21 protein-coding genes are annotated in these 23,788 nt (G+C 69.0%); 13 read left to right on the forward strand and 8 right to left on the reverse strand.

Annotated features, from left to right (window positions below):
• The 3 genes from ACFYO0_RS39040 to glgB all read left to right on the forward strand — a co-directional run.
• Positions 1-116 (forward strand): alpha-glucosidase C-terminal domain-containing protein (locus tag ACFYO0_RS39040; protein WP_344395138.1); only part of this gene is annotated, 116 nt, incomplete at its 5' end.
• A 212-nt stretch (positions 117-328) separates the two neighbouring features.
• Entirely contained in the window at positions 329-1,762 is a 1,434-nt protein-coding gene (locus ACFYO0_RS39045) for a maltokinase (protein WP_388686009.1), read from the forward strand.
• Positions 1,763-1,798: 36 nt separating this feature from the next.
• The gene (gene glgB, locus ACFYO0_RS39050; protein ID WP_388686012.1) at positions 1,799-4,192 is read left to right on the forward strand and encodes a 1,4-alpha-glucan branching enzyme; all 2,394 of its coding nucleotides are present in this window, start codon (positions 1,799-1,801) and stop codon (positions 4,190-4,192) included.
• Between the two features lie 21 nt (positions 4,193-4,213).
• Here glgB and ACFYO0_RS39055 read toward each other — a convergent pair whose 3' ends face one another.
• From ACFYO0_RS39055 to ACFYO0_RS39080, 6 genes are all read right to left on the reverse strand, one after another.
• Positions 4,214-5,632, reverse strand: a complete 1,419-nt coding sequence (locus ACFYO0_RS39055; RefSeq protein ID WP_388686015.1) for a cytochrome — start codon at positions 5,630-5,632, stop codon at positions 4,214-4,216.
• 111 nt (positions 5,633-5,743) lie between these two features.
• Positions 5,744-8,008: a HelD family protein gene (locus ACFYO0_RS39060; protein ID WP_388686017.1), complete on the reverse strand. Its 2,265-nt coding sequence runs from the start codon at positions 8,006-8,008 to the stop codon at positions 5,744-5,746.
• A gap of 147 nt (positions 8,009-8,155) precedes the next feature.
• Positions 8,156-8,488 carry a thioredoxin gene (gene trxA, locus ACFYO0_RS39065; RefSeq protein WP_388686020.1) on the reverse strand — a complete coding sequence of 111 codons (333 nt, stop codon included), beginning with the start codon at positions 8,486-8,488 and terminating at the stop codon, positions 8,156-8,158.
• A complete protein-coding gene (locus ACFYO0_RS39070) occupies positions 8,485-8,913 on the reverse strand; it encodes a MerR family transcriptional regulator (RefSeq protein ID WP_388686021.1) in 429 nt (142 codons plus the stop codon). The genes trxA and ACFYO0_RS39070 overlap by 4 nt, the downstream gene beginning before the upstream one ends.
• A 59-nt stretch (positions 8,914-8,972) precedes the next feature.
• Positions 8,973-10,520 (reverse strand): AAA family ATPase, encoded by a 1,548-nt coding sequence (locus ACFYO0_RS39075; RefSeq protein ID WP_388686023.1) that lies wholly within the window; start codon positions 10,518-10,520, stop codon positions 8,973-8,975.
• Between the two features lie 311 nt (positions 10,521-10,831).
• Entirely contained in the window at positions 10,832-12,217 is a 1,386-nt protein-coding gene (locus tag ACFYO0_RS39080; RefSeq protein ID WP_388686026.1) for a cation:dicarboxylate symporter family transporter, read from the reverse strand.
• Positions 12,218-12,357: 140 nt separating this feature from the next.
• Between ACFYO0_RS39080 and ACFYO0_RS39085 the strand changes: the two genes are divergently transcribed.
• From ACFYO0_RS39085 to ACFYO0_RS39125, 9 genes are all read left to right on the forward strand, one after another.
• Positions 12,358-14,070 carry an ATP-binding protein gene (locus tag ACFYO0_RS39085; protein WP_388686028.1) on the forward strand — a complete coding sequence of 571 codons (1,713 nt, stop codon included), beginning with the start codon at positions 12,358-12,360 and terminating at the stop codon, positions 14,068-14,070.
• Positions 14,067-14,756 (forward strand): response regulator, encoded by a 690-nt coding sequence (locus ACFYO0_RS39090; RefSeq protein WP_388686031.1) that lies wholly within the window; start codon positions 14,067-14,069, stop codon positions 14,754-14,756. The genes ACFYO0_RS39085 and ACFYO0_RS39090 overlap by 4 nt, the downstream gene beginning before the upstream one ends.
• Positions 14,757-14,860: 104 nt before the next feature.
• Positions 14,861-16,282 (forward strand): extracellular solute-binding protein, encoded by a 1,422-nt coding sequence (locus ACFYO0_RS39095; protein WP_388686217.1) that lies wholly within the window; start codon positions 14,861-14,863, stop codon positions 16,280-16,282.
• A gap of 39 nt (positions 16,283-16,321) precedes the next feature.
• Positions 16,322-17,266 carry a carbohydrate ABC transporter permease gene (locus ACFYO0_RS39100; RefSeq protein ID WP_388686033.1) on the forward strand — a complete coding sequence of 315 codons (945 nt, stop codon included), beginning with the start codon at positions 16,322-16,324 and terminating at the stop codon, positions 17,264-17,266.
• A 1-nt stretch (position 17,267) separates the two neighbouring features.
• Positions 17,268-18,113, forward strand: a complete 846-nt coding sequence (locus ACFYO0_RS39105) for a carbohydrate ABC transporter permease (protein WP_388686035.1) — start codon at positions 17,268-17,270, stop codon at positions 18,111-18,113.
• Positions 18,114-18,255: 142 nt separating this feature from the next.
• Positions 18,256-18,576, forward strand: a complete 321-nt coding sequence (locus ACFYO0_RS39110; protein ID WP_388686037.1) for a hypothetical protein — start codon at positions 18,256-18,258, stop codon at positions 18,574-18,576.
• A 209-nt stretch (positions 18,577-18,785) separates the two neighbouring features.
• Positions 18,786-19,421: a tetratricopeptide repeat protein gene (locus ACFYO0_RS39115; RefSeq protein WP_388686040.1), complete on the forward strand. Its 636-nt coding sequence runs from the start codon at positions 18,786-18,788 to the stop codon at positions 19,419-19,421.
• Between the two features lie 809 nt (positions 19,422-20,230).
• Positions 20,231-21,082, forward strand: coding sequence for a helix-turn-helix domain-containing protein (locus ACFYO0_RS39120; RefSeq protein ID WP_388686042.1), 852 nt, complete (start codon positions 20,231-20,233; stop codon positions 21,080-21,082).
• Positions 21,083-21,090: 8 nt separating this feature from the next.
• Complete coding sequence (locus ACFYO0_RS39125; RefSeq protein ID WP_388686045.1) at positions 21,091-21,282, forward strand: hypothetical protein; 192 nt, start codon at positions 21,091-21,093, stop codon at positions 21,280-21,282.
• A 9-nt stretch (positions 21,283-21,291) separates the two neighbouring features.
• On the opposite strand, the gene ACFYO0_RS39130 is transcribed toward ACFYO0_RS39125, so the two are convergent.
• Positions 21,292-21,726, reverse strand: coding sequence for a PPOX class F420-dependent oxidoreductase (locus ACFYO0_RS39130; RefSeq protein ID WP_388686046.1), 435 nt, complete (start codon positions 21,724-21,726; stop codon positions 21,292-21,294).
• A 296-nt stretch (positions 21,727-22,022) separates the two neighbouring features.
• Here ACFYO0_RS39130 and ACFYO0_RS39135 point away from each other — a divergent pair, with 296 nt between their 5' ends.
• Positions 22,023-22,649 carry a helix-turn-helix domain-containing protein gene (locus ACFYO0_RS39135; RefSeq protein WP_388686048.1) on the forward strand — a complete coding sequence of 209 codons (627 nt, stop codon included), beginning with the start codon at positions 22,023-22,025 and terminating at the stop codon, positions 22,647-22,649.
• Positions 22,650-22,698: 49 nt separating this feature from the next.
• Here the strand turns inward: ACFYO0_RS39135 and ACFYO0_RS39140 are convergent, their stop codons facing one another.
• Positions 22,699-23,724 (reverse strand): ATP-dependent 6-phosphofructokinase, encoded by a 1,026-nt coding sequence (locus ACFYO0_RS39140; protein WP_388686050.1) that lies wholly within the window; start codon positions 23,722-23,724, stop codon positions 22,699-22,701.
• Positions 23,725-23,788: the final 64 nt, after the last annotated feature.

The raw sequence follows: 23,788 nt of genomic DNA on the forward strand, positions 1-23,788 counted from the left end.
ACCCCGTCGAACTCATCGGCGGCGTCCGCTTCCCCGCCATCGGCGACCTGCCCTACCTCCTCACCCTCGCGGGCCACGGCTTCTACTGGTTCCGCTTGCGCAAGGACATGGCGTAGAAACAGATGGCGTAGATAGTTGCCTCGCGCCCCGCAAGGACCCCGCCGACGGAGTCCGCGAGGGGCGCGGGGAACTGCGCAAAAGCGCAAAAACGACAGGCGGGGGCGGTTTTCACCGCCCCGCCCTGGGCACGCATCAGTAACACCCCGCCCACCCGCGTGAGCCGGAGCGCCCCGAAGGCGAACCGAAAAAGGGGAAAGGACGCGACGCCATGTCGGAAGCCGTCACCAGCCCCGCCACCACGAGCCCGGGCCTCCTGGCGTCCCTCGATCCACTGTTGCGTGAGTGGCTGCCGAGGCAGCGGTGGTTCGCGGGGAAAGGGCGCCCAGTGAGCGGTTTCTCGCTGGTCGCGGCGGTCGAGCTGCTGCCGTGGAACGCGAAGCTGGGGCTGCTGCATCTGCTCGTACGGGCCCATCAGCCGCTCACCGCCGCGCACGGCGCGCTGCCGCATCCCGGCGACTGCTACCAGCTCCTGATCGGTGTGCGCGAGGCGCTCCCGCCACGGCTGGCGCCCGCGCTGATCGGCCATCCCGAAGAGGGGCCACTGGCCGGGCAGACCGTGTACGAGGCGCTGCACGACCCACGCGCCGCCGATCTGCTCCTCGAGGCGCTGCGGACGAGGACGCAGGTCGGCGCGCTGCGCTTCGAGCGCGACACCCGGCAGGAGCTCCGGGACGATCTGGTGCCACGGGTGGTGACGGCCGAGCAGTCCAACTCGTCCATCGTCTACGGAGATACGTTCATCCTGAAGCTGCTGCGCCGGATACTGCCGGGCGTCAACCCCGATCTGGAGCTGCCGCTGGCGCTGGCCCGCGAGCACTGCCCGCGGGTGCCCGCGCCGGCCGGCTGGATGGTCGGGGACCTGGACGGCGATACGTACGTCCTGGGTGTGCTGCAGCGCTTTGTGCGCGGGGCCACGGACGGCTGGGACCTGGCGCTGCGCGAGCTGGCCAAGGGCGAGGATTTCACCGGGGAAGCGCGGGCGCTGGGGCAGGCCACCGCCGAGGTGCACACGGCGCTGGCCCGTGCGCTGCCGACGGTCACGCTGGGCCACCACCAGATGGACACGCTCGTCGACGGCATGATCGAGCGTCTGGAGGCGGCGGTCCAGGCGGTGCCCGCGCTGCGTCCGTACGCGCCCGGCTTGCGGTCCGCCTTCGACGCGCTCTCCGAGCTGGCGGCGGAGGGCGAGACCTGGACCGCGCAGCGGATACACGGCGATCTGCACCTCGGGCAGTGCCTGCGGGCCCCGGCCGGAGACTGGTCGCTGATCGACTTCGAGGGCGAGCCGTCGAAGCCGCTCGCCGAGCGCCGGCTGCCCCAGCCGACCGCGCGGGACATCGCGGGCATGCTGCGGTCCTTCGACTACGCGGCGCACTCCCTCCCCCACTCTCGGCTTCGCTCGAGCGGGGGGACCCCCATGCCGCTCGTGTCCGACTGGGCCGATCGCTGCCGGTCCGCGTACTGCACGGGATACGCCGAGGTCAGTGGCCGTGACCCGCGCTCCGAGCCGGTACTGCTGCGGGCGTACGAGACGGACAAGGCGATCTACGAGGTCGTGTACGAGGCCCGGCACCGGCCCGACTGGCTGCCCGTACCGCTGACCGCGGTCCACCGACTGGCCGGCGGCCCCGCGGCACCCTGATCCGCCCCACCTCACCCCGCCGAGGAGACCTCACCTGTGACATCCCGCCCGAATCCAGCCGCCCAGCAGCCGAAGAGTGCGAAGGCCAAGGCCATGAACGAGGTACCCAAGCCAGGTGTCGGTCCGGAGTCCCAGCCGGTGGAGGACGCGCGGCCCGCGGGGGCCGCGACAGAGCCGTCCGAGGCGGCGGCAGCGGCGTCGCCCGGTGCAGCGGCCGAGGTGCCGCCCAGTGCCGAAGTGCGCCCCCTGGCCGTACTCGATCGCGGTGACCGGGAGCGCCTCCTGGGCGGGGCGCATCATGATCCGCATTCCGTACTCGGGGCGCATCCGGTGCCGGGCGGTGTGGTCTTCCGGACGCTGCGGCCGTACGCGCGGGCCGTCACCGTGGTCACGGAGGAGCTGCGGGCCGAGCTGCACGACGACGGGGAGGGATACTTCTCCGCCGTGCTGCCGCTGCGGGAGGTGCCGGCGTACCGACTGGTGGTGGAGTACGAGGAGACCGTCCAGGACGTCGAGGACGCGTACCGTTTCCTGCCCGCCATCGGCGACCTTGATCTGCATCTGTTCGGTGAGGGGCGCCATGAGCAGTTGTGGAAGGCGCTCGGTGCGGAGCCGATGGAGCACCAAGGGGTGGCCGGCACCCGCTTCACGGTCTGGGCGCCCAACGCACGCGGGGTGCGGCTGGCCGGCTCGTTCAACTTCTGGGACGGCACCGCTTACCCCATGCGGTCGCTGGGCTCCTCCGGGGTGTGGGAGCTGTTCGTTCCCGGGCTCGGCGAGGGCGAGCTCTACAAGTTCGAGATCACGCGGCCCGACGGTTCCAAGACCATGCGTGCCGATCCGATGGCGCGGCGTACCGAGGAACCGCCCAAGACGTCCTCCATCGTGACCGCATCGCACCACGAGTGGCAGGACGAGGAGTGGCTGTCCCGCCGGGCGGTCAGGCCCGCCCATGAGGCGCCGATGTCGGTGTACGAGGTCCATCTCGCGTCCTGGCGCCCCGGGCTGACGTACCGCCAGCTCGCCGAACAACTCCCCACCTACGTCTCCGACCTGGGCTTCACCCACGTCGAGCTGATGCCGGTCGCCGAGCATCCCTTCGGCGGCTCCTGGGGCTACCAGGTCACCGGCTTCTACGCACCCACCGCCCGCCTCGGCACCCCCGACGACTTCAAGCACCTCGTCGACGCCCTCCACCAGGCCGGCATCGGCGTGATCATGGACTGGGTGCCCGCCCACTTCCCGCGCGACGACTGGGCACTGGCCGAATTCGACGGCCGCCCGCTGTACGAGCACGAGGACCCGCTCCGCGCCGCACACCCCGACTGGGGCACCCTGGAGTTCGACTACGGCCGCCGCGAGGTACGCAACTTCCTGGTCGCCAACGCCGTGTACTGGTGCGAGGAGTTCCACATCGACGGGCTGCGGGTCGATGCCGTGGCATCGATGCTGTACCTCGACTACTCACGCGAACACGGCCAGTGGACGCCCAACGTCCACGGCGGACGCGAGAACCTCGACGCCGTCGCCTTCCTCCAGGAGATGAACGCCACGGTGTACCGGCGTGTGCCGGGCGTCGTCACGATCGCCGAGGAGTCCACGGCCTGGGACGGAGTCACACGCGCCACCGACCACATCGGGCCCGGAGGCTTCGGTGGTCTCGGCTTCGGGCTGAAGTGGAACATGGGCTGGATGCACGATTCGCTCGGCTATGTCTCGAAGGAACCCGTGCACCGGAAGTACCACCACAACGAGATGACGTTCTCGATGGTGTACGCCTACAGCGAGAACTACGTCCTTCCGATCTCGCACGACGAAGTCGTCCACGGCAAGCGGTCGTTGGTGTCGAAGATGCCGGGTGACTGGTGGCAGCAGCGAGCGAATCTCCGGGCATATCTGGGCTTCATGTGGGCGCATCCCGGTAAGCAGCTCCTCTTCATGGGCCAGGAGTTCGCGCAAGGAGCGGAATGGTCGGAGAGTCACGGGCCGGACTGGTGGCTGCTCGATCCGGCCTACGGCGCGGAGGCGGATCACCGGGGTGTACGCGACCTGGTCGGCGACCTGAACTCCGTCTACCGCCGGGCTCCGGCGCTCTGGGAGCGCGATACGGATCCCTCCGGGTTCTCCTGGGTCACCGGCGACGCGGCGGAGGACAACGTCTTCGCGTTCCTGCGCTTCGACGCGGCGGGCTCGCCGCTGCTGGTGGTGTCCCACTTCTCGCCGGTGGTCCGGCACGAATACCGGGTCGGGGTCCCGGCCGACATCCCCGCCTGGCACGAGGTCCTGAACACCGACTCCGCCCAGTACGGCGGCAGCGACGTGACAAGTCCCGACCCGCTCAAGCCGGACGCCCAGGGCTGGCACGGCCGCCCGGCGAGCATTCGGCTCACGTTGCCGCCGCTTTCCACGGTGTGGCTGCGGCCGGCGTAGGGCGGGGTCGAAACCAACCCCTCAATCCCCCTTTCGCGTGCCCCACATCAAATGCCGCAGCGCCGCCAGCAACCCCCTCGCATGATGCCTGGACACGTGCGAGGAATCCGGCGCCCCGTTCGCGGCGGCGCGCGGCGGCGGCCCCTGGCCGAGGACGGGATGGCCCGCGCCGAGTTCGTAGCGGACGGGGAGCAGCCGTAGCCCCCGTACGACCGGCCCCGAGCGCCAGGGCAACTGGTCGGCGGGAAGCGTGAGTTCCACCTTCTTGAAGTGGTCGAAGACTCGGCCCACAGCCGTGGCCACCACCGCGCCCGCCAGTTCGCGGGCAGCGGTGGGGCACTGGTGCGGCCCCGCCCCCCACCCCAGATGCGCCCGCGTACTCACCGTGGAGTCCACGAGGTGGGACCCGATCGCCATCAGATCCTGATGGGCCGCCGCCGCGGACGGCGAGACCACATCGCCCGCCCGGATCCAGAAGTTGCCGAGCCGCACATCACGCGCCGCGAAGCGGAAGCACATGTTGGCGACCGGCGCGTTGGCCAGCGCGGCCCGGTTGACGGTCTCGCCGATCAGGCCGGCCGACAGGCTCCGCCGGACGGTGGCGTTGCCGCGCAGCACCTCCAGCAGCGTGTTGCACACCATGTTGCCGGTGATGTCGTTGAGATACACCGCGTTCATGAACAGCTCCCGGCCCAGCTGCTCGTCGGACAGGGACGGATCGGCGAGGAGCAGGTAGGACGTGAGGTCGTCGCCGGGCACGGCCCGCCGATGCGCGGCCAGTCGTGTCATGGCCGCGAGCGCCCGCCCGGTGGCGGGCCCCGCGTCGGGTCCGCCGTCGAGCATCCGCCACAGGTCCATGACCATCTCGTCGCCGAGTTCGACGGGACAGCCGAACAGCCGGGTCGTGACCATCAGCAGCAGGGGTCTGGTGTACTGCGCGGCCAGGTCCATGAACCCCGCGGTACCGGACTCAGCGGCCAGCATGGCGACGAGCTCGTCCGCGTACGACACGACGGCCGAGCGAAGTTCCCAGCCCTGCGGCGTACGAGCGTCCTGGAACGGATGGAGCGCCGAGTGGTACGTCTGCCGGGCGGCCAGATGCTCCTCGTCGTCCATGAACATCGTCTGCCGGACCTCGTACCCGGCGAGCAGCGGCCAGTCCTGCGGCAGCCGCCCCTCCGCCCGCGCCCGCCAGTACCGGATGTCCCGCCGCCACACGCTCTCCTTGCGGAGCACCTCCAGGACCTCGCGGTAGTCGAGGACCAGCCACACCGGTACACCCATGAGCCCGACCGGCGCCACCGGACCGTACATACGTCGCAGTTGCGCGTACACGCCCGCCGGGTCCGTGTCGAACGCCGACGTCAGCAGTGGCTCGACGCGCAACGACTCGAGCGGGGGCGCCTCGGCCGGAGCCATGGCGAACGGTTGAGGGTCCATGCGAACACGCTTACAGCACCGGACGTGCACAAGCTGTGACCATGACGCCAACTGTTACGACTTGGTGATGGATGCGGGAGATGTCGGGATCCACCCGCAAAGCCGGGCCGCTCAGAAGGCCGCCGCCAGCGCCTGAGGCAGTTCCCCCGTGTGTACGACGCCCAGCGTCTGCGTGGCGCGCGTCAGCGCCACGTACAGATCGCTCGTGCCGTACCGCGACGGCTCCACCACCAGCACCGAGTCGAACTCCAGGCCCTTGGCCTGCCGGGGGTCGAGGAGTACGACGGACCGCGTCAGGTCGGGTTCCTCGCCCGCGGTGACGCCGTCAAGACGTGCGGCCAGCGCCCGGTGCAGATCGCGGGGCGCGATCACCGCCAACCGCCCCTCCTCCGGAGTCAGTTCCGCGACCGCCTTCGCCACGGCTCCCGGCAGGTCGTCGGTGGCCCGCGCCCAGGGCCGTACGCCCGTCGACCGCACCGAACTCGGCGGCTCGAAGCCGGGATCCTCGGCGCGCACCACGGCCGCGGCGACATCCATGACCTCGGACGGAGTGCGGTAGTTGACGGCGAGGCGGGTGTGCTCCCAGCGGTCCTGGACGTACGAGTGGAGGATGCCGGACCAGGAGCCGACGCCCGCCGCGTCGGCCGTCTGTGCCGGATCCCCGACCAGCGTCATCGAACGCGTCGGACTGCGCCGCATCAGCAGCCGCCACGCCATCGGCGACAACTCCTGCGCCTCGTCCACGATGATGTGCCCGAACGCCCAGGTACGGTCGGCCGCGGCACGCTCGGCGGCGCTGCGGTGGTCGTCCTCCTCGTGCCGCTCGGCCATCCGCTCGGCGTCGATGATGTCGTGCGCGGAGAGGACCTCGGCCCCCTCGGGATCGTCCTCCTCCTTGTCCTCGAACTCGTAGGTCCGTGAGGCGTACGAGATGTCCAGCACGCTCTGCGCGTACGCCACTTGCTGCTCGCGTTCCCTCTCGGCCGCGGCCCGCGCCGGCCGGTCGTCCTCGCCGAGGAGTTCGGCGGCCTCGTCGAGGAGGGGGACGTCGGCGGTGGTCCAGGCGCGCGTCACCGGGCGCCGGATGGCGTCGGCGTCCGCCTCGGGGACATAGCCGTCGGGCTCGGCGAGGAAGTCCGAGACGAGCCGCCGCGGGGTGATGCGCGGCCACAACTGGTCGATGGCCGACCAGACTTCGGGATTCTCGGCCAGTTCGTCGCGGATCTGCGTGATGTCGCTGGCGTCGAGCAGGTTCGAGCCGTCGTACGGATCCGTGCCGATCCGCTCGGCGACCATGTCGGTGAGGATGTTGAGGATGTGGCCCTCGAAGATCTCGCGGGCGGCGTTGTGCGGCAGCCGGGCCTCACGGGTGCGCCCACGGGCGACGCGTACCAGATCGTCGTCGAGCAGCAGGATTTCCCGGTCGTGCTCGATGCCGATCACCGGGTCGGGCAGGGCCTCACGGTCTCGCACGACGGCGGCCAGGACGTCCGCCATGTCGGCGCGGCCCTTCACGGCGGCGGCCTCGGGGGTGTCGGTCGCGGTCGCGTGCACGCCGGGGAACAGCTCGCCGACTGTCGCGAGCAGCACGCCCGTCTCGCCGAGTGAGGGCAGGACCTCGCCGATGTAGCCGAGGAACGCCGGGTTCGGGCCCACGATCAGGACGGCCCGCTTGGCGAGCAACTCCCGGTGTTCGTACAGGAGATACGCGGCGCGGTGCAGGGCCACGGCCGTCTTGCCGGTGCCGGGGCCACCCTCCACGACCAGTACGCCACGGTGCGGGGCGCGGATGATGCGGTCCTGCTCGGCCTGGATGGTCCGCACGATGTCGCCCATACGGCCGGTGCGCGCGGAGTTGAGGGCGGCGAGCAGCACGGCGTCGCCGCTGGGGTCCTCATGGCCGGTGCGTTCCTGGTCGCCCAGGTCGAGGATCTCGTCGTGCAGGGCGGTGACGGCGCGGCCCTCGGTGGTGATGTGCCGGCGGCGGCGCAGATCCATGGGCGTATGGCCGGTGGCGAGATAGAACGGGCGGGCGACCGGGGCCCGCCAGTCGATCAGGATCGGGGTGTGCTCGGTGTTGTCGGCGCGGATTCCGATACGGCCGATGTGGTGGGTGGTTCCGTTGGTGAGGTCGATCCGGCCGAAGCAGAGGGAACCGTCCACCGCGTTCAGCGCGGCGAGCAGCCCCGAGCGCTCGGCGACGAGGATGTCCCGCTCCAGTCGGGCCTGCTGCGGCGTGTGGCCCTGCGCGAGCGCGTCCGTCACGGAGACCTCGGTGCCGCCGCGCAGGGCGTCGACGCGCGCGTACAACCCGTCGATGAATTCCTGCTCCCGGCGGAATTCATCGTCCGGAAAATCGCTGTTTGACAATTCCACTCCCGGCCCGATATACTGTGCCTACTGAACTTTTCCGCGACCCAATTTACGTGAAGTCGCGAACCATTAAATATACGCAAAGAAATCCCCCGCAGGCAATTACCTGCGGGGGATTTCTTTGTACGTGAGGTCAGTGACGTCGCGAGGTCAGAGCACGTCGGACAGCTCCTCCAGCAGCCGCCGCTTCGACCTGGCTCCCACCATGGACTTCACCGGCTCGCCGCCCCGGAACACCATGAGCGTGGGCATCGACAGCACCCCGTACGCGTTCGTGATCTCCGGATTCGTGTCCACGTCCAGCTGGACCACCTTGAGCCGGTCGCGCTCCTCGGAGGCGACGGCGCTCAGCACCGGCGCGATCTGCCGGCACGGCGGGCACCAGTCGGCCGTGAACTCCACCAGCACGGGCAGCTCCGCCCCGATCACCTCCTCCTCGAAGTCCGCCTCCGTCACCTCGGCCACGCCCTCTGCCTTGATCACCGCGTCCGCCCTCCCCACTCGCATACGGGTTCCGGGCCGCCCGGAACCTCCGCCCCGGCCGCCAGCTCGTCGCGTGCCGCCTCGGCCTTCGCCAGCTGCTCGCCGACCTGTGCGCGTACGGCCTCCAACTCGCCGATCAGCGCGTCCAGTTCACCGAGCTTGCGCCGGTACACGGCGAGCGACGCAGGGCACGAGTCGCCCTCTGGGTGCCCGGCCCGCAGACACTCCACGAAGGGCCGCGTCTCCTCCAGCTCGAAGCCGAAGTCCTGCAACGTCCTGATCTGCTCCAGCAGCCGCAGATCGTGCTCGTCGTAGGTCCGGTATCCGTTGGAACCGCGTCGCGCGGGCAGCAGTCCCCGCGACTCGTAGTACCGGAGGGTCCGCGTGGTGGTCCCGGCCCGCGCCGCCAGCTCGCCGATTCGCATGCTGCGACGGTAATCCTTGACGCCGACGTCAAGGCAAAGGTCCATGCGACGGCACCGCTCTAGGCCCCGTGGTCGTCCTCGTTCTCCTCGATCAGCCAGTCTTCGTCAGCCGCGTCAACGTCGTCGTCCGGGTGCTTCACGCCCAGAAGCCGGCGGGTCAGGCGGTCGCGGTCCGACAGCAACTCGTCGACCGCTGCCCGGAGGTCGGCCGTTTCCGTGCGGTCCGCCTCGCGTTCGGCGGAGATCAGTACGGCCCGGCGTACCAGCTCCTTGGTGAAGGAGGCCGTCACGCCCTCGGTGCGGGTGACGATCTCCTCGGTGATGTCCTTGCCGAGGTCGAGGCCGGCTCCGTACAGGCCGAGGAGGCGGGCGCGGCCGTCGGCGTCCGGGAGCGGGATCTCGACGGCGAGGTCGACGCGGCCGGGGCGCTGGACGAGGGCCGGTTCGAGGAGGTCGGCCCGGTTGGTGGTGAGGAGGAAGGCCACGTCGGCGTCGTCGCCGAGGCCGTCCATCTCGTTCAGCACCTGGAAGAGCAGGGGCTGTGCGCCGCCGTCGGAGTCGCGGGCCTCGGCGACCAGGTCGACGTCCTCGAGGACCACGAGCGCGGGCTGGAGCATACGGGCGAGCCGGCACGCGGGGCCGATCGCGCCCATGCTCGTACCGGAGAGGATTACGACCGTGAACTCCGGGAGGTGCGAGAGCAAGTAGCGGACGGTGTGGGTCTTGCCGGTACCCGGCGGCCCGTACAGGAGCAGTCCACGGCGCAGATGCTGGCCCGCGGCACGCAGCCGCTCGCGGCGCCGGGCCACCCCGACGACCTGCCGCTCCACCCGCTCCAGAAGACCGGGCGGCAGCACGATCTCCTCGCGCGTCAGCGCCGGCCGGCGGTGGAAGCGGAACGGTCCGAGGCCCTCGTCGAACTCCGAGCCGTCGAAGGAGAGGATCTGCCCGCGGAAGATGTTGTGCTCGAGCATCAGCGCGTCGATGTCGGCGAGCAGCCGGTCCGCGAACGCCTTGTCGGGAGCGAGGACTTCGAGCTCGACCTTGTTGCGCCCGTACTCGTCCGCCGGTCCGCGCAGCAGCAGCGCGAACCGCTCCTCGCCCTCCTGCCCGAGGTAGAACCCGGCCGAGACACAGGCGAGTTCGTCGTCCGGGGAGACCGGCAGATGCGCGTAGTCGACGGCTCCGAGCACGAACCGGTCGTACAGGTTGGCCGATTCGAGGATCTCGCCCAGCGTGAGGTCGCCGCGGCTCTCCGCGCCGGTCATCCCTATCAGCTCGTGCGTCCGCCCCTCGACGGCGAACCAGCGTTCCAGGGCGAGGTGGACATTCGGCAGGTCGTACGGGGGGTACGCGGCCTTGACCACCGGCTGGTCCCGAGGCGCCGTACCCAGATGCGCACGAAGCCGCTCGGTGAGATCACGGCTGCCGTCCCTGCGCCCCGGCCGAGCGACCGCCAGGAGGAACTCGTGGAAGAGACCGCCGACCTCGTCCAACGAGAACGGCTTCCCGTCGGTCTGTGGCGCCCCGTCGGCCGGCGCAGTGCCCCGGCCCACGTAGTCCGCCGACATCTCCTCCGTGCCCGTGACCACCGAGTCGTCCCCCATGCGCACCTCCGTACCGTTCCGTACCACTTACGGCTCCCCAGCCTGGGGCCTGCATGCGGACCGGTCAAAGGCTTTTCGGGCGGCGGGAGTTGGGGGGAGGTGGCAGCAAAGGCTCAGCCCGGCCACCGAGCTGGTGACCGAGCTGAGCAACTGAAACCGGGCGGCTGAGCGACGGGGGATGCGCCCAGCCGCCCGGAGTTCGGGGGTCCCTATGCGTTTTCGGAGGCGCCCCGCGCCCTTGAGGGGCGCGGGGAACTGCGCGACCAGCCACAACCAACCCGCAGCCGCAGAACCGCGCTACCTGCGGAGCACTACGCCTTGGCGAGTTCCTTGTCCTCGCCCTCGCGAGAAGAGGCCGCGCCATCCCCGGCGGGAGCCGCATCGTCGTCAAGAAGCGTCTTCTCGTCGAACGGCAGCTGCCCCGCCAGCACCTGATCGACCCGCTCACGGTCGATCTCCTTCGTCCACGTACCGATGAGCACCGTGGCGACCGCGTTGCCCGCGAAGTTCGTCAGGGCGCGCGCCTCGCTCATGAAGCGGTCGATGCCGACGATCAGACCGATGCCGTCGACCAGCGCGGGCTTGTGCGACTGGAGGCCACCCGCCAGGGTGGCGAGACCCGCACCGGTGACACCCGCCGCACCCTTCGAGGCGACCAGCAGGAACAGCAGCAGCGGAATCTGCTCGCCCACCGACATCGGCGTACCCATGGCATCGGCGATGAAGAGGGACGCCATGGTCATGTAGATCATGGTGCCGTCGAGGTTGAAGGAGTAGCCGGTCGGGACGGTGATGCCGACCACGGGCTTGCTGACGCCCATGTGCTCCATCTTCGCGATGAGCCGCGGCAGCGCGGACTCGGAGGAGGAGGTGGACAGGATCAGCAGGAACTCACGGCCCAGGTACTTGAAGAGCTTGAGGATGTTCAGGCCTGCGACGACCCGCAGCAGCCCGGCGAGCACGATGAAGATGAAGAGGAAGCAGGTGACGTAGAACCCGAGCATCAGCACGGCGAGGCTCTTGAGCGCGTCAAGGCCGGCGGAGCCGGTGACGGCTGCGATGGCACCGAAAGCACCGATCGGGGCGGCCCACATCACCATGGCGAGGATGCGGAAGACGAGGCGCTGGATGTGCTCGACACCGCGCAGGATCGGCTGGCCGGCGTCACCCATCGCCTGGAGTGCGAAGCCGGCGAGCAGGGCAACGAGGAGGGTCTGCAGGACCTCACCGCCGGTGAACGCGGAGACGATCGTGGTCGGGATGATGCCGAGCAGGAACTCCTCGGTGTTCTTGGCCTCGGTGACCTGTGCCTGACCGGTCTCCTTGACCGCGTCGGTGACCGCGAGGCCCGTACCCGGGTCGACGATGTTGCCGACGAGCAGGCCGATACCGAGCGCGACCAGCGACATCACCGTGAAGTAGCCGAGTGCGATGCCACCCACCGCGCCGACCTTCGCGGCCTTCCGTACCGAGCCGATGCCCAGCACGATGGTGCAGAAGATGATCGGCGAGATCATCATCTTGATCAGGTTCACGAAGCCGGTGCCGATGGGCTTCAGCTCGACCGCGAAGTCGGGGGCGACCAGACCGACGGTGATGCCGAGCACCACCGCGATGATCACCGCGATGTAGAGGTAGTGGGTGCGGTCCCGCTTGCCGGCGGGATTGGTAGCTGCCGTTTTGGACGTACTCGTCACGGCTGCCTCCTTGACGTCATCGTCGCATCACCGGCGTGCGGCTCACGTCCGGGGGTTGCGGTGACTATCCCGTGGGCTGTGAGGCCGGTCACCCTTCCGTTCATTTAGTTCACGTGGACGCAACGATGCAGACTGATTTCATGCGTATCCCCCGGCCCCGCAGCCTGGCGGGCCAGCTCTTTGCCATGCAGGCAGTTCTCGTCGCCGTCGTGGTGGCCGGTTGCGCCCTGTTCACCTACGTCAGCGACCGCAGCCAGACCGAGGACGCGGCGGGCCGTCAGGCCAGGGGCGTGGCCAGTTCCGTAGCGGACTCCCCTTCCGTACGGGAGGCCATACGGACCTCCGATCCGTCGGCGCTCCTCCAGCCGTATGCGAACGAGGTGCGGCGCCACGCACAGGTCGACTTCGTCACGATCATGAACACGAAGGCCATCCGCTGGACACACCCCGACAAGAACCAGATCGGCCGGCCCTTCCTCGGGCACACGGAGCGTGCCCTCAGGGGCGAGACGTTCACGGAGGTGTACACGGGCACGCTCGGCCCGTCCGTACGAGCCGTCACGCCGATCTACGACAACGGCCGCATCGTCGGCCTGGTCAGCGCGGGCATCCGGGTCGAGGCCATAAGCGAGCGGGTGCAGGACCAGGTGACGGGGCTGTTCGGCGTCGCGGTGGGCGCGCTGGCGCTGGGCGCCGTCGGTACGTACGTGATCAACGCCCGGCTGCGGCGCTCCACCCACGGGATGAACGCGGGCGAGCTCAGCCGGATGCACGACTATCACCAGGCCGCGCTGCATGCCGTGCGCGAGGGGCTGCTGATGCTGGACGGGCAGTTCAAGGTGGCGTTGATCAACGACGGCGGGCGCGAACTGCTCGGGGTGAACGGCGATGTGGTCGGCCGCTCGGTGGCGGACCTCGGGCTGCCCGCACCGCTGACGGGGGCACTGCTGTCGGCGGAACCGCGCGTGGACGACCTGCATCTCACCTCCTCCCGGGTGCTCGTGGTGAACACCTCGCCGGTGTCGGGCGGCGAACGCCGGGGCACGGTCGTGACCCTGCGCGATGTGACCGAACTCCAGTCCTTGATGGGCGAGTTGGACTCGGAGCGCGGCTTCACACAGGCGCTCCGCTCGCAGGCGCACGAGGCCGCGAACCGCCTTCACACGGTGGTCTCACTGATCGAGCTGGGCCGCGCGGACGAGGCCGTCGACTTCGCCACGGCCGAGCTGGAACTGGCCCAGGCGCTGACGGACCAGGTGGTCGCGGCGGTGAGCGAGCCGGTGCTCGCGGCCTTGCTGCTGGGCAAGGCGGCCCAGGCGAACGAGCGGGGCGTCGAGCTGGTCGTCTCCGGGGACAGCAGCATCGACGACGGCCTGCTCCCGGACTCGCTCCCCGCACGCGACCTGGTGACCGTGCTCGGCAACCTGATCGACAACGCGGTGGACGCGGCCCAGGGTTCGGTCGGCGCCCGCGTCACGGTCACCGCACTCGCCGACGAGTCGGGCCTGGTCCTGCGGGTCAGCGACACCGGGGACGGCGTGGACCCGGCCCACACGGAGGCGGTTTTCGAGCGCGGCTGGTCGACCAAGCCGGCGGGTCCGGGAGGCCGGGGGCTCGGACTGGCGCTCGTACGGCAGGCCGTCAGCCGTCACGACGGGACGCTGACCGTGGCGGATGCCGCAGGCGGCGGGGCGTCGTTCGAGGCGCGGTTGCCGCTGCCGGGGACGGGGCGGGCGACTTCGGAGGAAGCTTCGACGGGGCGGTTTTCGGCCAAGGGGACTAAGGTCCACGCCGAGCCCGAGTCCGAGTTCGAGCCGACTCCGCAGCCCACCCCGCACGGAGGCACCGCATGAGCACGCCCTCCAAGGACATCCGCGTCCTGGTCGTCGAGGACGATCCCGTCGCGGCGGACGCGCATGTCATGTACGTCGGGCGCGTGCCCGGTTTCACGGCGGTGGGCAAGGCGCACACCGGGGCGGAGGCACGGCGGGCGCTGGACCGGATGCCGGTGGATCTGCTGCTCCTCGACCTCCATCTCCCGGACGGCCACGGCCTGCAGCTCGCGCGCTCGCTCCGCGCCGCCGGCTATCACGCGGACGTCATCGCGGTCACCTCCGCGCGGGACCTCACGGTCGTACGGGAGGGGGTCTCTCTGGGCGTCGTGCAGTACGTCCTGAAGCCGTTCACCTTCGCAACCCTGCGGGACCGCCTCGTTCGGTACGCGGAGTTCCACGCGGCGGCCGGCGAGGCCAGCGGCCAGGACGAGGTGGACAGGGCGCTGGCGACCTTGCGCGCACCGGGGCCCGCGGAGCTGCCCAAAGGGCTGAGCGGGCCGACGCTGGAGCGGGTGACCCGGGCGCTGCGGGACTCCGCGGAGGGACTGACCGCGGCGGGGGTGGCGGAGGCGGTCGGGATATCCCGGATCACTGCCCGGCGGTATCTGGAACACCTGGTGGATGCGGGGCGGGCGGGGCGGAATCCTCAGTACGGGCAGGTGGGGAGGCCGGAGTTGCAGTATCGATGGGTGACGGGGCCATAACGGGAACTCCGTGCAAGGTCATTGACCCGAAATAGTCCGCCCTCTTACGTTCACCGGGCAGCAACCAAAACTCGGCCCACAACGACGTCGGCCAGTAGGAGGTCCTGCCCGTGCGCCCCACCGCCGCTCCCCTCCGCACTCGTACCCGAACCCGCCGAACTGCCCCCGCCCGCCTGCTTCTTGCCGGAACGCTCGTCGTCACCGCCGCCGGAGCCGTCACCGCCTGCGGCGGCGGCTCCGGGAGTGATCCGGACACGGTCGAAGTCTCTTTCAAACAGTCCACGGACAACAACATCCGCGTCCTGGACAACTTCCTCGCCGACATCAAGAAGCAGTTCGAGAAGGAGAATCCGGGCAAGAAGGTCAAACTCGTTCCGATCAAGGCCCCGGATTCCGAGTACTACACAAAGGTGCAGCAAATGCTGCGCTCGCCGAAGACCGCGCCCGATCTGGTCTACGAGGACACGTTCCTCATCAACTCGGACATCACGAGTGGGTACTTGAAGCCCCTCGATCCCTACCTGAGCAAGTGGAAGGACTGGAACCAGTTCATCGACACGGCCAAGGCGGCGGCCAAGGCCCAGGACGGGAAGACGTACGGCGTCCCCGATGGCACCGACACCCGGGGCCTCTGGTTCGACAAGGCCATCTTCGAGAAGGCCGGGCTTGAGGAGAACTGGCAGCCCAAGACGTGGGACGACATCCTCGAAGCGGCCCGTACGATCAAGGAAAAGGTCCCCGGTGTCACCCCGTTGAACGTCTATACGGGCAAGCCGGCCGGCGAAGCCGCCACCATGCAGGGCTTCGAAATGCTCCTCTACGGAACGGGCGACGGAGGGTCGGACCCGCTGTACGACGAGGCGTCGAAGAAATGGGTCGCCGGAAGCCAGGGTTTCAAGGACGCCCTCGCCTTCGTGGAAACGGTCTACAAGGAGAAGCTCGGCCCTGACGTCTCCGATGCCCTCGACCCGAACTTCGCGACCCGCGTCCGCGGTGAGCTCCTCCCCGAAGGCAAGCTCGGCATCAACCTCGACGGCTCGTGGCTTCCGCAGGACTGGCTGGAGGGCAGCGGCCATGAATGGCCCGAGTGGTCGCAGAAACTCGGCCTCGCCCATATGCCGACCCAGAACGGTCAGGCCCCCGGCAAGGTGAGTATGTCCGGCGGCTGGACCTGGGCGATCCCGGACAAGGCCGCCAATCCCGACCTGGCCTTCAAGTTCATCGAGACCATGCAGACGAAGGCGAATGCCCAGAAGTGGTACATCGCCAACTCCGGTATCGCGGTACGGAAGGACGTCGCCGACGACCCCGAGTACCAAAAGGCGCAGCCCGGCATCAAGTTCTTCACGGACTTGGTGTCCATTACGCACTACCGTCCCGCCTACCCCGCGTATCCGAAGGTCTCGACGGCGATCCAGGAGGCCATGGAGGGTGTGACGACGGGCGACAGCTCGGTCGAGGAGGCGGCGAGCGGCTACGACGAGGAACTCAAGTCGGCCACGGACAACCAAGTGATCAAGAAGTGAGCGAGAAGCGGGAGTTGAGCGAGAAGTGAGCAGCCGTTCATGACCGCCGCGCCCCCGGCCGGTCCCGGCGTCGTCAAGACCGCGCCAGGACCGACCGCCCCACCGCCCACGCCGAAGAGCCGCTCCCTGCGCCGCACACTCACCCGAGCCCTCCCCGTCTCCCCCGCCCTCGTCCTCCTGGTCCTCTTCCTCGCGGGCCCCATCGCGTACTGCGCCTACATCGCCTTCACGGACCTCCAACTCACCGGCCAGGCCGAGTCGTCCTTCGTCGGCTTCGACAACTTCCGCGAGGCCTTCCAGGACGATGCGTTCCTCAACGCCGTATGGCTGACGCTGGTGTTCACCGTCCTCAGCTCCCTCATCGGCCAGAACACCCTGGGCCTGGCCCTCGCCTCGCTCATGCAGCGCGCGTCAAAGCCCGTTCGCACGCTCACGGGCGGCATCGTGATCACGGCCTGGGTACTGCCGGAAGTCGTAGCAGGCTTCCTCCTGTACGCCTTCTTCCGCCGCGAAGGCACGTTGAACGCCATTCTGGACTGGCTGCATCTCCCGTCCCAGAACTGGCTGTTCACGCTCCCGATCCTGGCCGTCTCCTTCGCCAACGTATGGCGGGGCACGGCTTTCTCGATGCTGGTGTACTCGGCGGCGCTGAATGAGATCCCGAAGGAGATCACGGAAGCCGCGGAGGTCGACGGTGCGGGCGGCTGGCACCGCATGTGGCACATCACGCTCCCGATGATCAGACGTTCCATCGGTACGAACCTGATGCTCAACACGCTCCAGACGCTGTCGGTCTTCGGCCTGATCTGGGTCATGACGAGAGGCGGCCCGGGAAACCGCAGTCAGACCCTCCCCCTCTTCATGTACGAACAGGCCTTCCAGAAAAGCATGATCGGGTACGGGACTGCCGTGGCGCTCTTGCTTCTCGTGGTCGGTTCGCTGTTCTCGGTCGTCTATCTGCGACTGCTGCGGACGGAGGTCTGAGATGCCCGTAGCTCCGACCCTCAAGTCCCGCCGCGCCAACCGCCGTTACGCCGCCGACGCCGGCCTCCTCGTCGTAGCGGCGGCCTTCGTCCTGCCGCTGGCCTGGGTGGTCCTCTCCGCCCTGGACCCGGACGCCAACCTGCAGGTGAAGATCCCCGACGGCGTCACCCTGGACAACTTCGACGCCGTACTCGAACCCGACATCACTTTCACGCCCCTGCTCAACAGCCTGATCCTGTGCGGCGGGGCGACCCTGCTGACGGTCGTCTGCGCGGCTCTGGCGGCCTACCCGCTGTCACGGTTCCGGTCCCGGCTCAACCGGCCGTTCCTGCTGACGATTCTCTTCGCAACGAGTCTGCCGATCACGGCGATCATGGTTCCGGTGTACGCGTTGTTCGTGCAGGTGGACCTGATCGACACCATGCAGGGCACGATCTTCTTCTTCGCGGCTTCTCAACTGCCTTTTGCCATTTGGCTGATGAAGAATTTCATGGACGGGGTGCCGAAGGAGTTGGAGGAGGCGGCCTGGACGGACGGCGCGTCGTCGTTCCAGTCGCTGCTGCGGATCGTGCTGCCGCTGATGGGGCCGGGTGTGGGAGTGGTGACGGTCTTCTCGTTCGTGATGATGTGGGGGAACTTCTTTGTGCCGTTCATGCTGCTGCTGAGTCCGGATCAGATGCCGGCTTCGGTGAGCATCAATGACTTCTTCGGGAATCGGGGGACAGTGGTTTATGGGCAGTTGGCCGCGTTCTCGATTATTTACTCGACGCCGGTGATTTTGTTGTATGTGCTCGTCGCGCGGAGGTTGGGCGGGGGCTTTGCATTGGGTGGGGCGGTCAAGGGGTGAGAATTGGAGGAGGCGGGCCTGGGGTCTGTCGCCTCCGCGCGGACGCGCGCTCGGTCGGCTTCGTCCAGGGCCTCGGCCCGGGTGTAGGGACGACGGCGGACGTCGGGACCGGTCCCGGGCCGGCGGCGCTATCGTCAGCCAGATGACGACCTCAGATGAGATGCACAGACCGCCGACGCCGGTCGTCGGAGCGGCTGTGATCTATGCGTTGATGGCCGCTTTCATTCTGGTCTCTGGTGTGGTCATTGCGATCACAGGCGGCGAGCCGGGTTTCGCGCTACTCAGCCTCGTCGCACTCCTACCGGGCTCGATAGCCCTCGGCCTGTGGCAAGGCAATCGCGGCGCCCGGGTCATGGCGATATTGTTCGGGTTCCTGACCCTTCTGCTCGCAATCGTGATGATCCTTTTGCTTACGGCGCCGCAGTCATCCCGAGCTTGGTTCACCCCCGACCCTGAAATCTGAAGGCGGGCGTTCGCTCCGGGCCGTCCTCTGGGCCGTGTTGAGGGAAATTGGCAGATTTGGGCCAATGACAGCTGAGAAAATCCCAGGTCAGGTCACGAGTGGGCAGTGATCGGGTGGCCCGAATCTGCCAGTTGGTGTTGGTACGGCGCGCGACAGGGGCCCCAAGGCCTCGCCCCATCCCGATACCCCAGCGGTACGCGGATGCGGCGGTGCGGCTGGCCGAATGCCTGGCGGTGTACCTGCGCTGGCGGCGGTCCTTCGACGACTGGATCACCGTTGCCCGGGCCGCCCGGGAGGCCGCCCACCGCGCCGGGAACCGCCTTGGCGAGGGCGATGCGTGGACCAACCTCGGCAACGCCCTCCGGGAGGCGGGCCGGGTGGGGGAGGCGGTCGACGCTCACACCCGCGCCCGCGACCTGCACCGGGCGGCCGGGGACCGCCAGCGCGAGGGCATCGCGTGGACCTGCCTTGGCATTGCCCTGGAGAAGGCGGGCCGGGTGGGGGAGGCGGTCGACGCTCACACCCGCGCCCGCGACCTGCACCAGGCGGCCGGGGACCGCCACCACGAGGGCATCGCGTGGACCTGCCTCGGCATTGCCCTGGAGAAGGCGGGCCCGGCGGAGGAGGCGATTGAGGCGTACGGCAAGGCCCTGGAGATCTTCCGGGAGTTCGAGGACTGGTACCGGGCAGGCCGGACCCTCCGCAACCTGGCCTCCGCCCACGAGTCCGCCGGCCGTCCTTCCGACGCCCGCGCCTGCTGGCTCCAGGCCGCTGACGCCTTCACCCACGCCAACGCCCCCGACCGAGCCACCCAAGCCCGCACCCGGGCCGAAGACCAGGAATAGCGCCCGGCTCGCATCTCATCCCGCCTCACCCCCCACCCCCCACCCCCGCATAGCCCCGAGCCCCCCGCCAAGGCAGAACCGCCCACATCCGAGTCCCGCCCCCAGGCTCCCGTGCCTGCCCGAACCCCCACTCCCCCTCACAAGCCCGCACCACGCACCCCAACACCCGCAACGCCGCCCTCCGCCGCGCATCACAAGCCACCGCCAGCCGAGGATGCGTATGCCGTGGATGCCCGTCGTAGAAGATCACCCGCAACGCCCCCTCCCGGCAACGCAGCGACAGATACACCTCGGCCCCCGACGTGAACCGGCAAGCACACGCGGCCAGTTCACCCACCACCTGCACCGCCGCATCCGTCACGTCCTCCAGCCGATGCAATTGGAGGACCGCCCTGGTCGTCGCCCGAGCGATGCGAGGGCTGGTCAGATCGGCGGGAAGCGTGAGGCTGTAAGCGAGGGTGTCGGGTGACGGTGACGGGGTTGCCACCGTCACGTCGTTGAGGACGGGGCAGACGGAGACGGCTGTTGCGGGCATGCGGAACTCCTGTGAGAACTCGGCGAATTGATGGACCTTGACGCCTCGACCCGACCGGTGGCTTGTCTCCCTGACGCGAGCCCACCCCTCCCAGGGAAGGAGAACCTGGGCAGGCTCGCGATGCACTTCCGACTGCGTCGGGCCGTAAGCGACTCGTCACCGACTGTAGAGCATTAGAGGAGTACGTGTACTACCTCTCATGAACCTCCCGGTGGACCGATCACGCGCCCCGGCGGCAGACTGATCCAGTCAACGGCCGAACAGGAGAGGGCACATGCCGCCCAGGAGCACACCAACGGAGCGCCAACGGCGGCTCGGCGCGGAGTTGCGCAAGATGCGCGTCGCGGCCGGAATGACGACGGAGCACGCGGCCGGCCTGCTGAACGTCCCCCGCACGAACGTCCCCAACATGGAATCGGGCCGCTCCGGCATCAGCCCCGAACGCGTACGCACCCTCGCGAGCAACTACGGCTGCACGGACCGGGATCTCGTCGAAGCCCTCGCCGCCATGGCCGCCGGGCGCGACAAGGGATGGTGGGAGGCCTACCGGGGCCAACTCCGGGACGCCTTCTTGGACATCGCCGAACTGGAGTGGCACGCCAAGCGGCTACGCATCGCCGTCACCGTGCACCTGCCAGGGCTGCTCCAGACCGAGGAACATGCCCGAGCCGTCTTCGAAGCCGTGATCCCGCCTCTGCCCGCGGCCGACGTCGAGACCCGCGTCGCCCACCGGATCGACCGGCAGCAGGTGCTCGACCGGCCGGAGCCCCCAGCCCTCGACGTGATCCTCCACGAGGCCGCCCTCCGTATGGAGTTCGGCGGACCGGCGGTGGCACGGCGACAACTGGAGCACCTGCTGCAGATGTCCGAGCGCGACTCCGTGACCGTGCGGGTCATTCCGTTCAAGGCGGGCGGCTTCCCCGGCGCCGGCCAGTCCGTCGTCTACGCCGAGTCCACAGTTCCCCGCCTCGACACCGTGGAGCTCGACAGCACCCACGGCCCGGAGTTCATCGACTCGGAGACTCAGCTCCGCAAGTACCGGGCCCAACTCGACGCCACCCAAGCTGTCGCGCTCACCCCGAAAACCTCACGCGACTTCATCCGCACCCTCGCCGACGACCTCTAGGAGAACCCGTGCCGGACATCACCTGGGAAGAGCCGTACTGCGGCGAAGGCGCCAACTGCTTCCGCATAGGCACCGATCCCGACAACAACGCCTACATAGCCATCGCCGGCCAAGAAGACCGCTACCTCACCGACACCCGCGAAGCCCTCCGCACCCTCATCCTCGACATCAAGGCCGGAAAGGCCGACCACCTGCTGTAAGGCCTCAACTCACTCCGGCAGCACCCCAGGACGGAACCGCTCCACCCCCACCACATGCCGCACCCGCGTCGGCTCGATCAACAACATCACGCGCTGCTCCCCGGGAAGCAGCCACGGATAGCGATCCTCGCCGATGTACTTCCGCGCCAGGCGGTCCATGGCCCGTTCAGCCACCTCGCCCTCGACGAAACGTGCGACCCGGCCCCGGATCTCCACGCGGTCGTAGGGGTTCTCGGCGTCATGGTGGGACAGCGAAACGTTCGAATTGCGCCGCAGGTTGTCGACCTTCACGCGGCCGATCGACGTGTTGACCATGACGTACTCATCCTCGATGTCCGCCCACATGGGCGAAACCTGCGGTGTGCCATCCGGGCCGACCGTGGCCAGATGCCAGAAGTTCGGCGCCAGGAGCCGCTCGCGAATGTGGCCGTCGATGCTGCTCATACCGGTGCCGCCCCTTCACGCTCGTGCTGCCCGCTCGCGCGGGCACGTACGGCGCCATCCTCGTGGCCGGGACCGAGTTCTCGCCAGATGATCTCCAGCCACCTCGGACACGCATCGGAAGCGATCGGACGGGTATCCGAAACAGTAGAATCCGACAATCCGTAATCCTGGCCGAACAGACCGTAGTCACCGCGGCCCTGCACCCCTACCTTGTGCACGTGCACCAGTCGCCACCCCCTGAGCCCACCCCGCCCTTCAACGCCCCTGTCGCCCGAAGACTCCGCAGCGCGCTCGGCATGGGACCGGAACATGTCGCGTACGGGATGCGGACCTCGTACGGACTGCCCTATGTGACACCCGACCTCGTCGCCGCCTGGGAGAGAGGCGTCGCGGCGCCCGGCAATGCCGAACTCGTCGCACTCGCAGGCGTGTTGTGGTGCTCGCCTGCCGAACTCATCGGCGCGCCACAGACGCTGCGGGAGTTCCGGCTCGCGCGCGGTATACCGGCAGAGGATGTCGCACGGGCCGTCGGACTCGAACTCGCCGTGTACCTACGGATGGAGGAGAACAACGAGTGGCGCGGCAACGAGCGTCAGTCCGCGGCCCTCACCGAGGTGCTCGGCCTCGCGCTGCCGGATCTCGTCACCGTCAGGGGACGCCGCCCGAAGCTCGCCGAGCTGTTGCGCAGCGCGTGCTCCACGCGCTGGCAGGCGTACGTGCGTCCCGTCAGCAAGCTGTTGCCGCTGGACCGGCGGCTCGTGGAGAACGTGCTCGAGTCGCTGTACACGGAGTACCAGCTCCAGATGGCACCCACCCTGAGCTGGGGCAATGGAACAGTCGCCGTCGAAGCGGGCGCGGCCCGGGACTACCTGGACCAGGTCGTCGACCACTTCTGGTCCACCGTCCAGCGCCACGCCCCGTAAAGCCACCGCCCAACGGCCCAACGACCCATGAAGCAGCCGCAGGACCGGCCTAGAACACCGACTCCGCCTCGTCCATCCGGTCCTTCGGCACCGTCTTCAGTTCCGTGACCGCCTCCGCGAGCGGCACCATCTCGATCTCCGTGCCCCGCAGCGCCGTCATCCGCCCGAACTCGCCCCGGTGGGCGGCTTCGACGGCATGCCAGCCGAAGCGGGTGGCGAGCACGCGGTCGTACGCCGTCGGTGTGCCGCCGCGCTGGACGTGGCCGAGAATGACCGGCTTGGCCTCCTTGCCGAGCCGCCGCTCCAGTTCGTACGCGAGTGCCGTGCCGATGCCCTGGAAGCGCTCGTGGCCGAACTGGTCGATCTCGCCGTGGCCGTAGTCCATGGTGCCCTCGGCGGGGTGGGCGCCCTCGGCCACACACAGCACCGCGAACTTCTTTCCGCGGGCGAAGCGCTCCTCGACCATCTTGACCAGGTCGCCGGGGTCGAAGGCACGCTCGGGCAGGCAGATGCCGTGGGCGCCGGCGGCCATGCCGGACTCGAGCGCGATCCAGCCGGCGTGGCGGCCCATGACCTCGACGACCATGACGCGCTGGTGCGACTCGGCGGTGGTCTTGAGGCGGTCCATCGCCTCGGTGGCGACGCCGACCGCGGTGTCGAAGCCGAAGGTGCGGTCGGTGGACGAGATGTCGTTGTCGATCGTCTTCGGTACGCCGACGACCGGCAGGCCTACGTCCGAGAGCATCCGGGCGGCCGTGAGCGTGCCCTCGCCGCCGATCGGGATGAGCGCGTCGATGCCGAACTCGCGCATCTCGTCCTGGGCCCCCTCGCAGGCCTCGCGCAGTCGGTCGCGCTGGAGGCGGGAGGAGCCGAGAATGGTGCCGCCGCGGGCGAGGATGCCGCTGACCGCGTCCAGGTCGAGGGTGCGGTAGCGGCCGTCGAGCAGTCCCGCGTAACCGTCCTCGAAGCCGATCACCTCGTCGCCGTAGTGAGCGACGGCGCGGTGCACGACCGACCGGATCACTGCGTTCAGCCCCGGGCAGTCGCCGCCTGCGGTGAGAACTCCGATACGCATCGTGCTGTTTCTCCTGCTCGCTGCTTGGTACGTAAGGGCTGTCGGTACTTGTGCGCTGTCGTGA

The organism is Streptomyces sp. NPDC006365, assembly GCF_042870755.1.
In the GTDB taxonomy this organism is placed as follows: Bacteria; Actinomycetota; Actinomycetes; order Streptomycetales; family Streptomycetaceae; genus Streptomyces; species Streptomyces xiangluensis.

Bases quoted from the DNA above. Each gene is read 5' to 3' on its own strand.
- ACFYO0_RS39045 (WP_388686009.1), top strand. From the start codon at position 329: ATGTCGGAAGCCGTCACCAGCCCCGCCACCACGAGCCCGGGCCTCCTG.
- ACFYO0_RS39055 (WP_388686015.1), bottom strand. From the start codon at position 5,632: ATGGACCCTCAACCGTTCGCCATGGCTCCGGCCGAGGCGCCCCCGCTC.
- ACFYO0_RS39070 (WP_388686021.1), bottom strand. From the start codon at position 8,913: ATGCGAATCGGCGAGCTGGCGGCGCGGGCCGGGACCACCACGCGGACC.
- ACFYO0_RS39075 (WP_388686023.1), bottom strand. From the start codon at position 10,520: ATGGGGGACGACTCGGTGGTCACGGGCACGGAGGAGATGTCGGCGGAC.
- ACFYO0_RS39085 (WP_388686028.1), top strand. From the start codon at position 12,358: ATGCGTATCCCCCGGCCCCGCAGCCTGGCGGGCCAGCTCTTTGCCATG.
- ACFYO0_RS39090 (WP_388686031.1), top strand. From the start codon at position 14,067: ATGAGCACGCCCTCCAAGGACATCCGCGTCCTGGTCGTCGAGGACGAT.
- ACFYO0_RS39100 (WP_388686033.1), top strand. From the start codon at position 16,322: ATGACCGCCGCGCCCCCGGCCGGTCCCGGCGTCGTCAAGACCGCGCCA.
- ACFYO0_RS39105 (WP_388686035.1), top strand. From the start codon at position 17,268: ATGCCCGTAGCTCCGACCCTCAAGTCCCGCCGCGCCAACCGCCGTTAC.
- ACFYO0_RS39110 (WP_388686037.1), top strand. From the start codon at position 18,256: ATGACGACCTCAGATGAGATGCACAGACCGCCGACGCCGGTCGTCGGA.
- ACFYO0_RS39120 (WP_388686042.1), top strand. From the start codon at position 20,231: ATGCCGCCCAGGAGCACACCAACGGAGCGCCAACGGCGGCTCGGCGCG.
- ACFYO0_RS39130 (WP_388686046.1), bottom strand. From the start codon at position 21,726: ATGAGCAGCATCGACGGCCACATTCGCGAGCGGCTCCTGGCGCCGAAC.
- ACFYO0_RS39135 (WP_388686048.1), top strand. From the start codon at position 22,023: ATGGGACCGGAACATGTCGCGTACGGGATGCGGACCTCGTACGGACTG.
- ACFYO0_RS39140 (WP_388686050.1), bottom strand. From the start codon at position 23,724: ATGCGTATCGGAGTTCTCACCGCAGGCGGCGACTGCCCGGGGCTGAAC.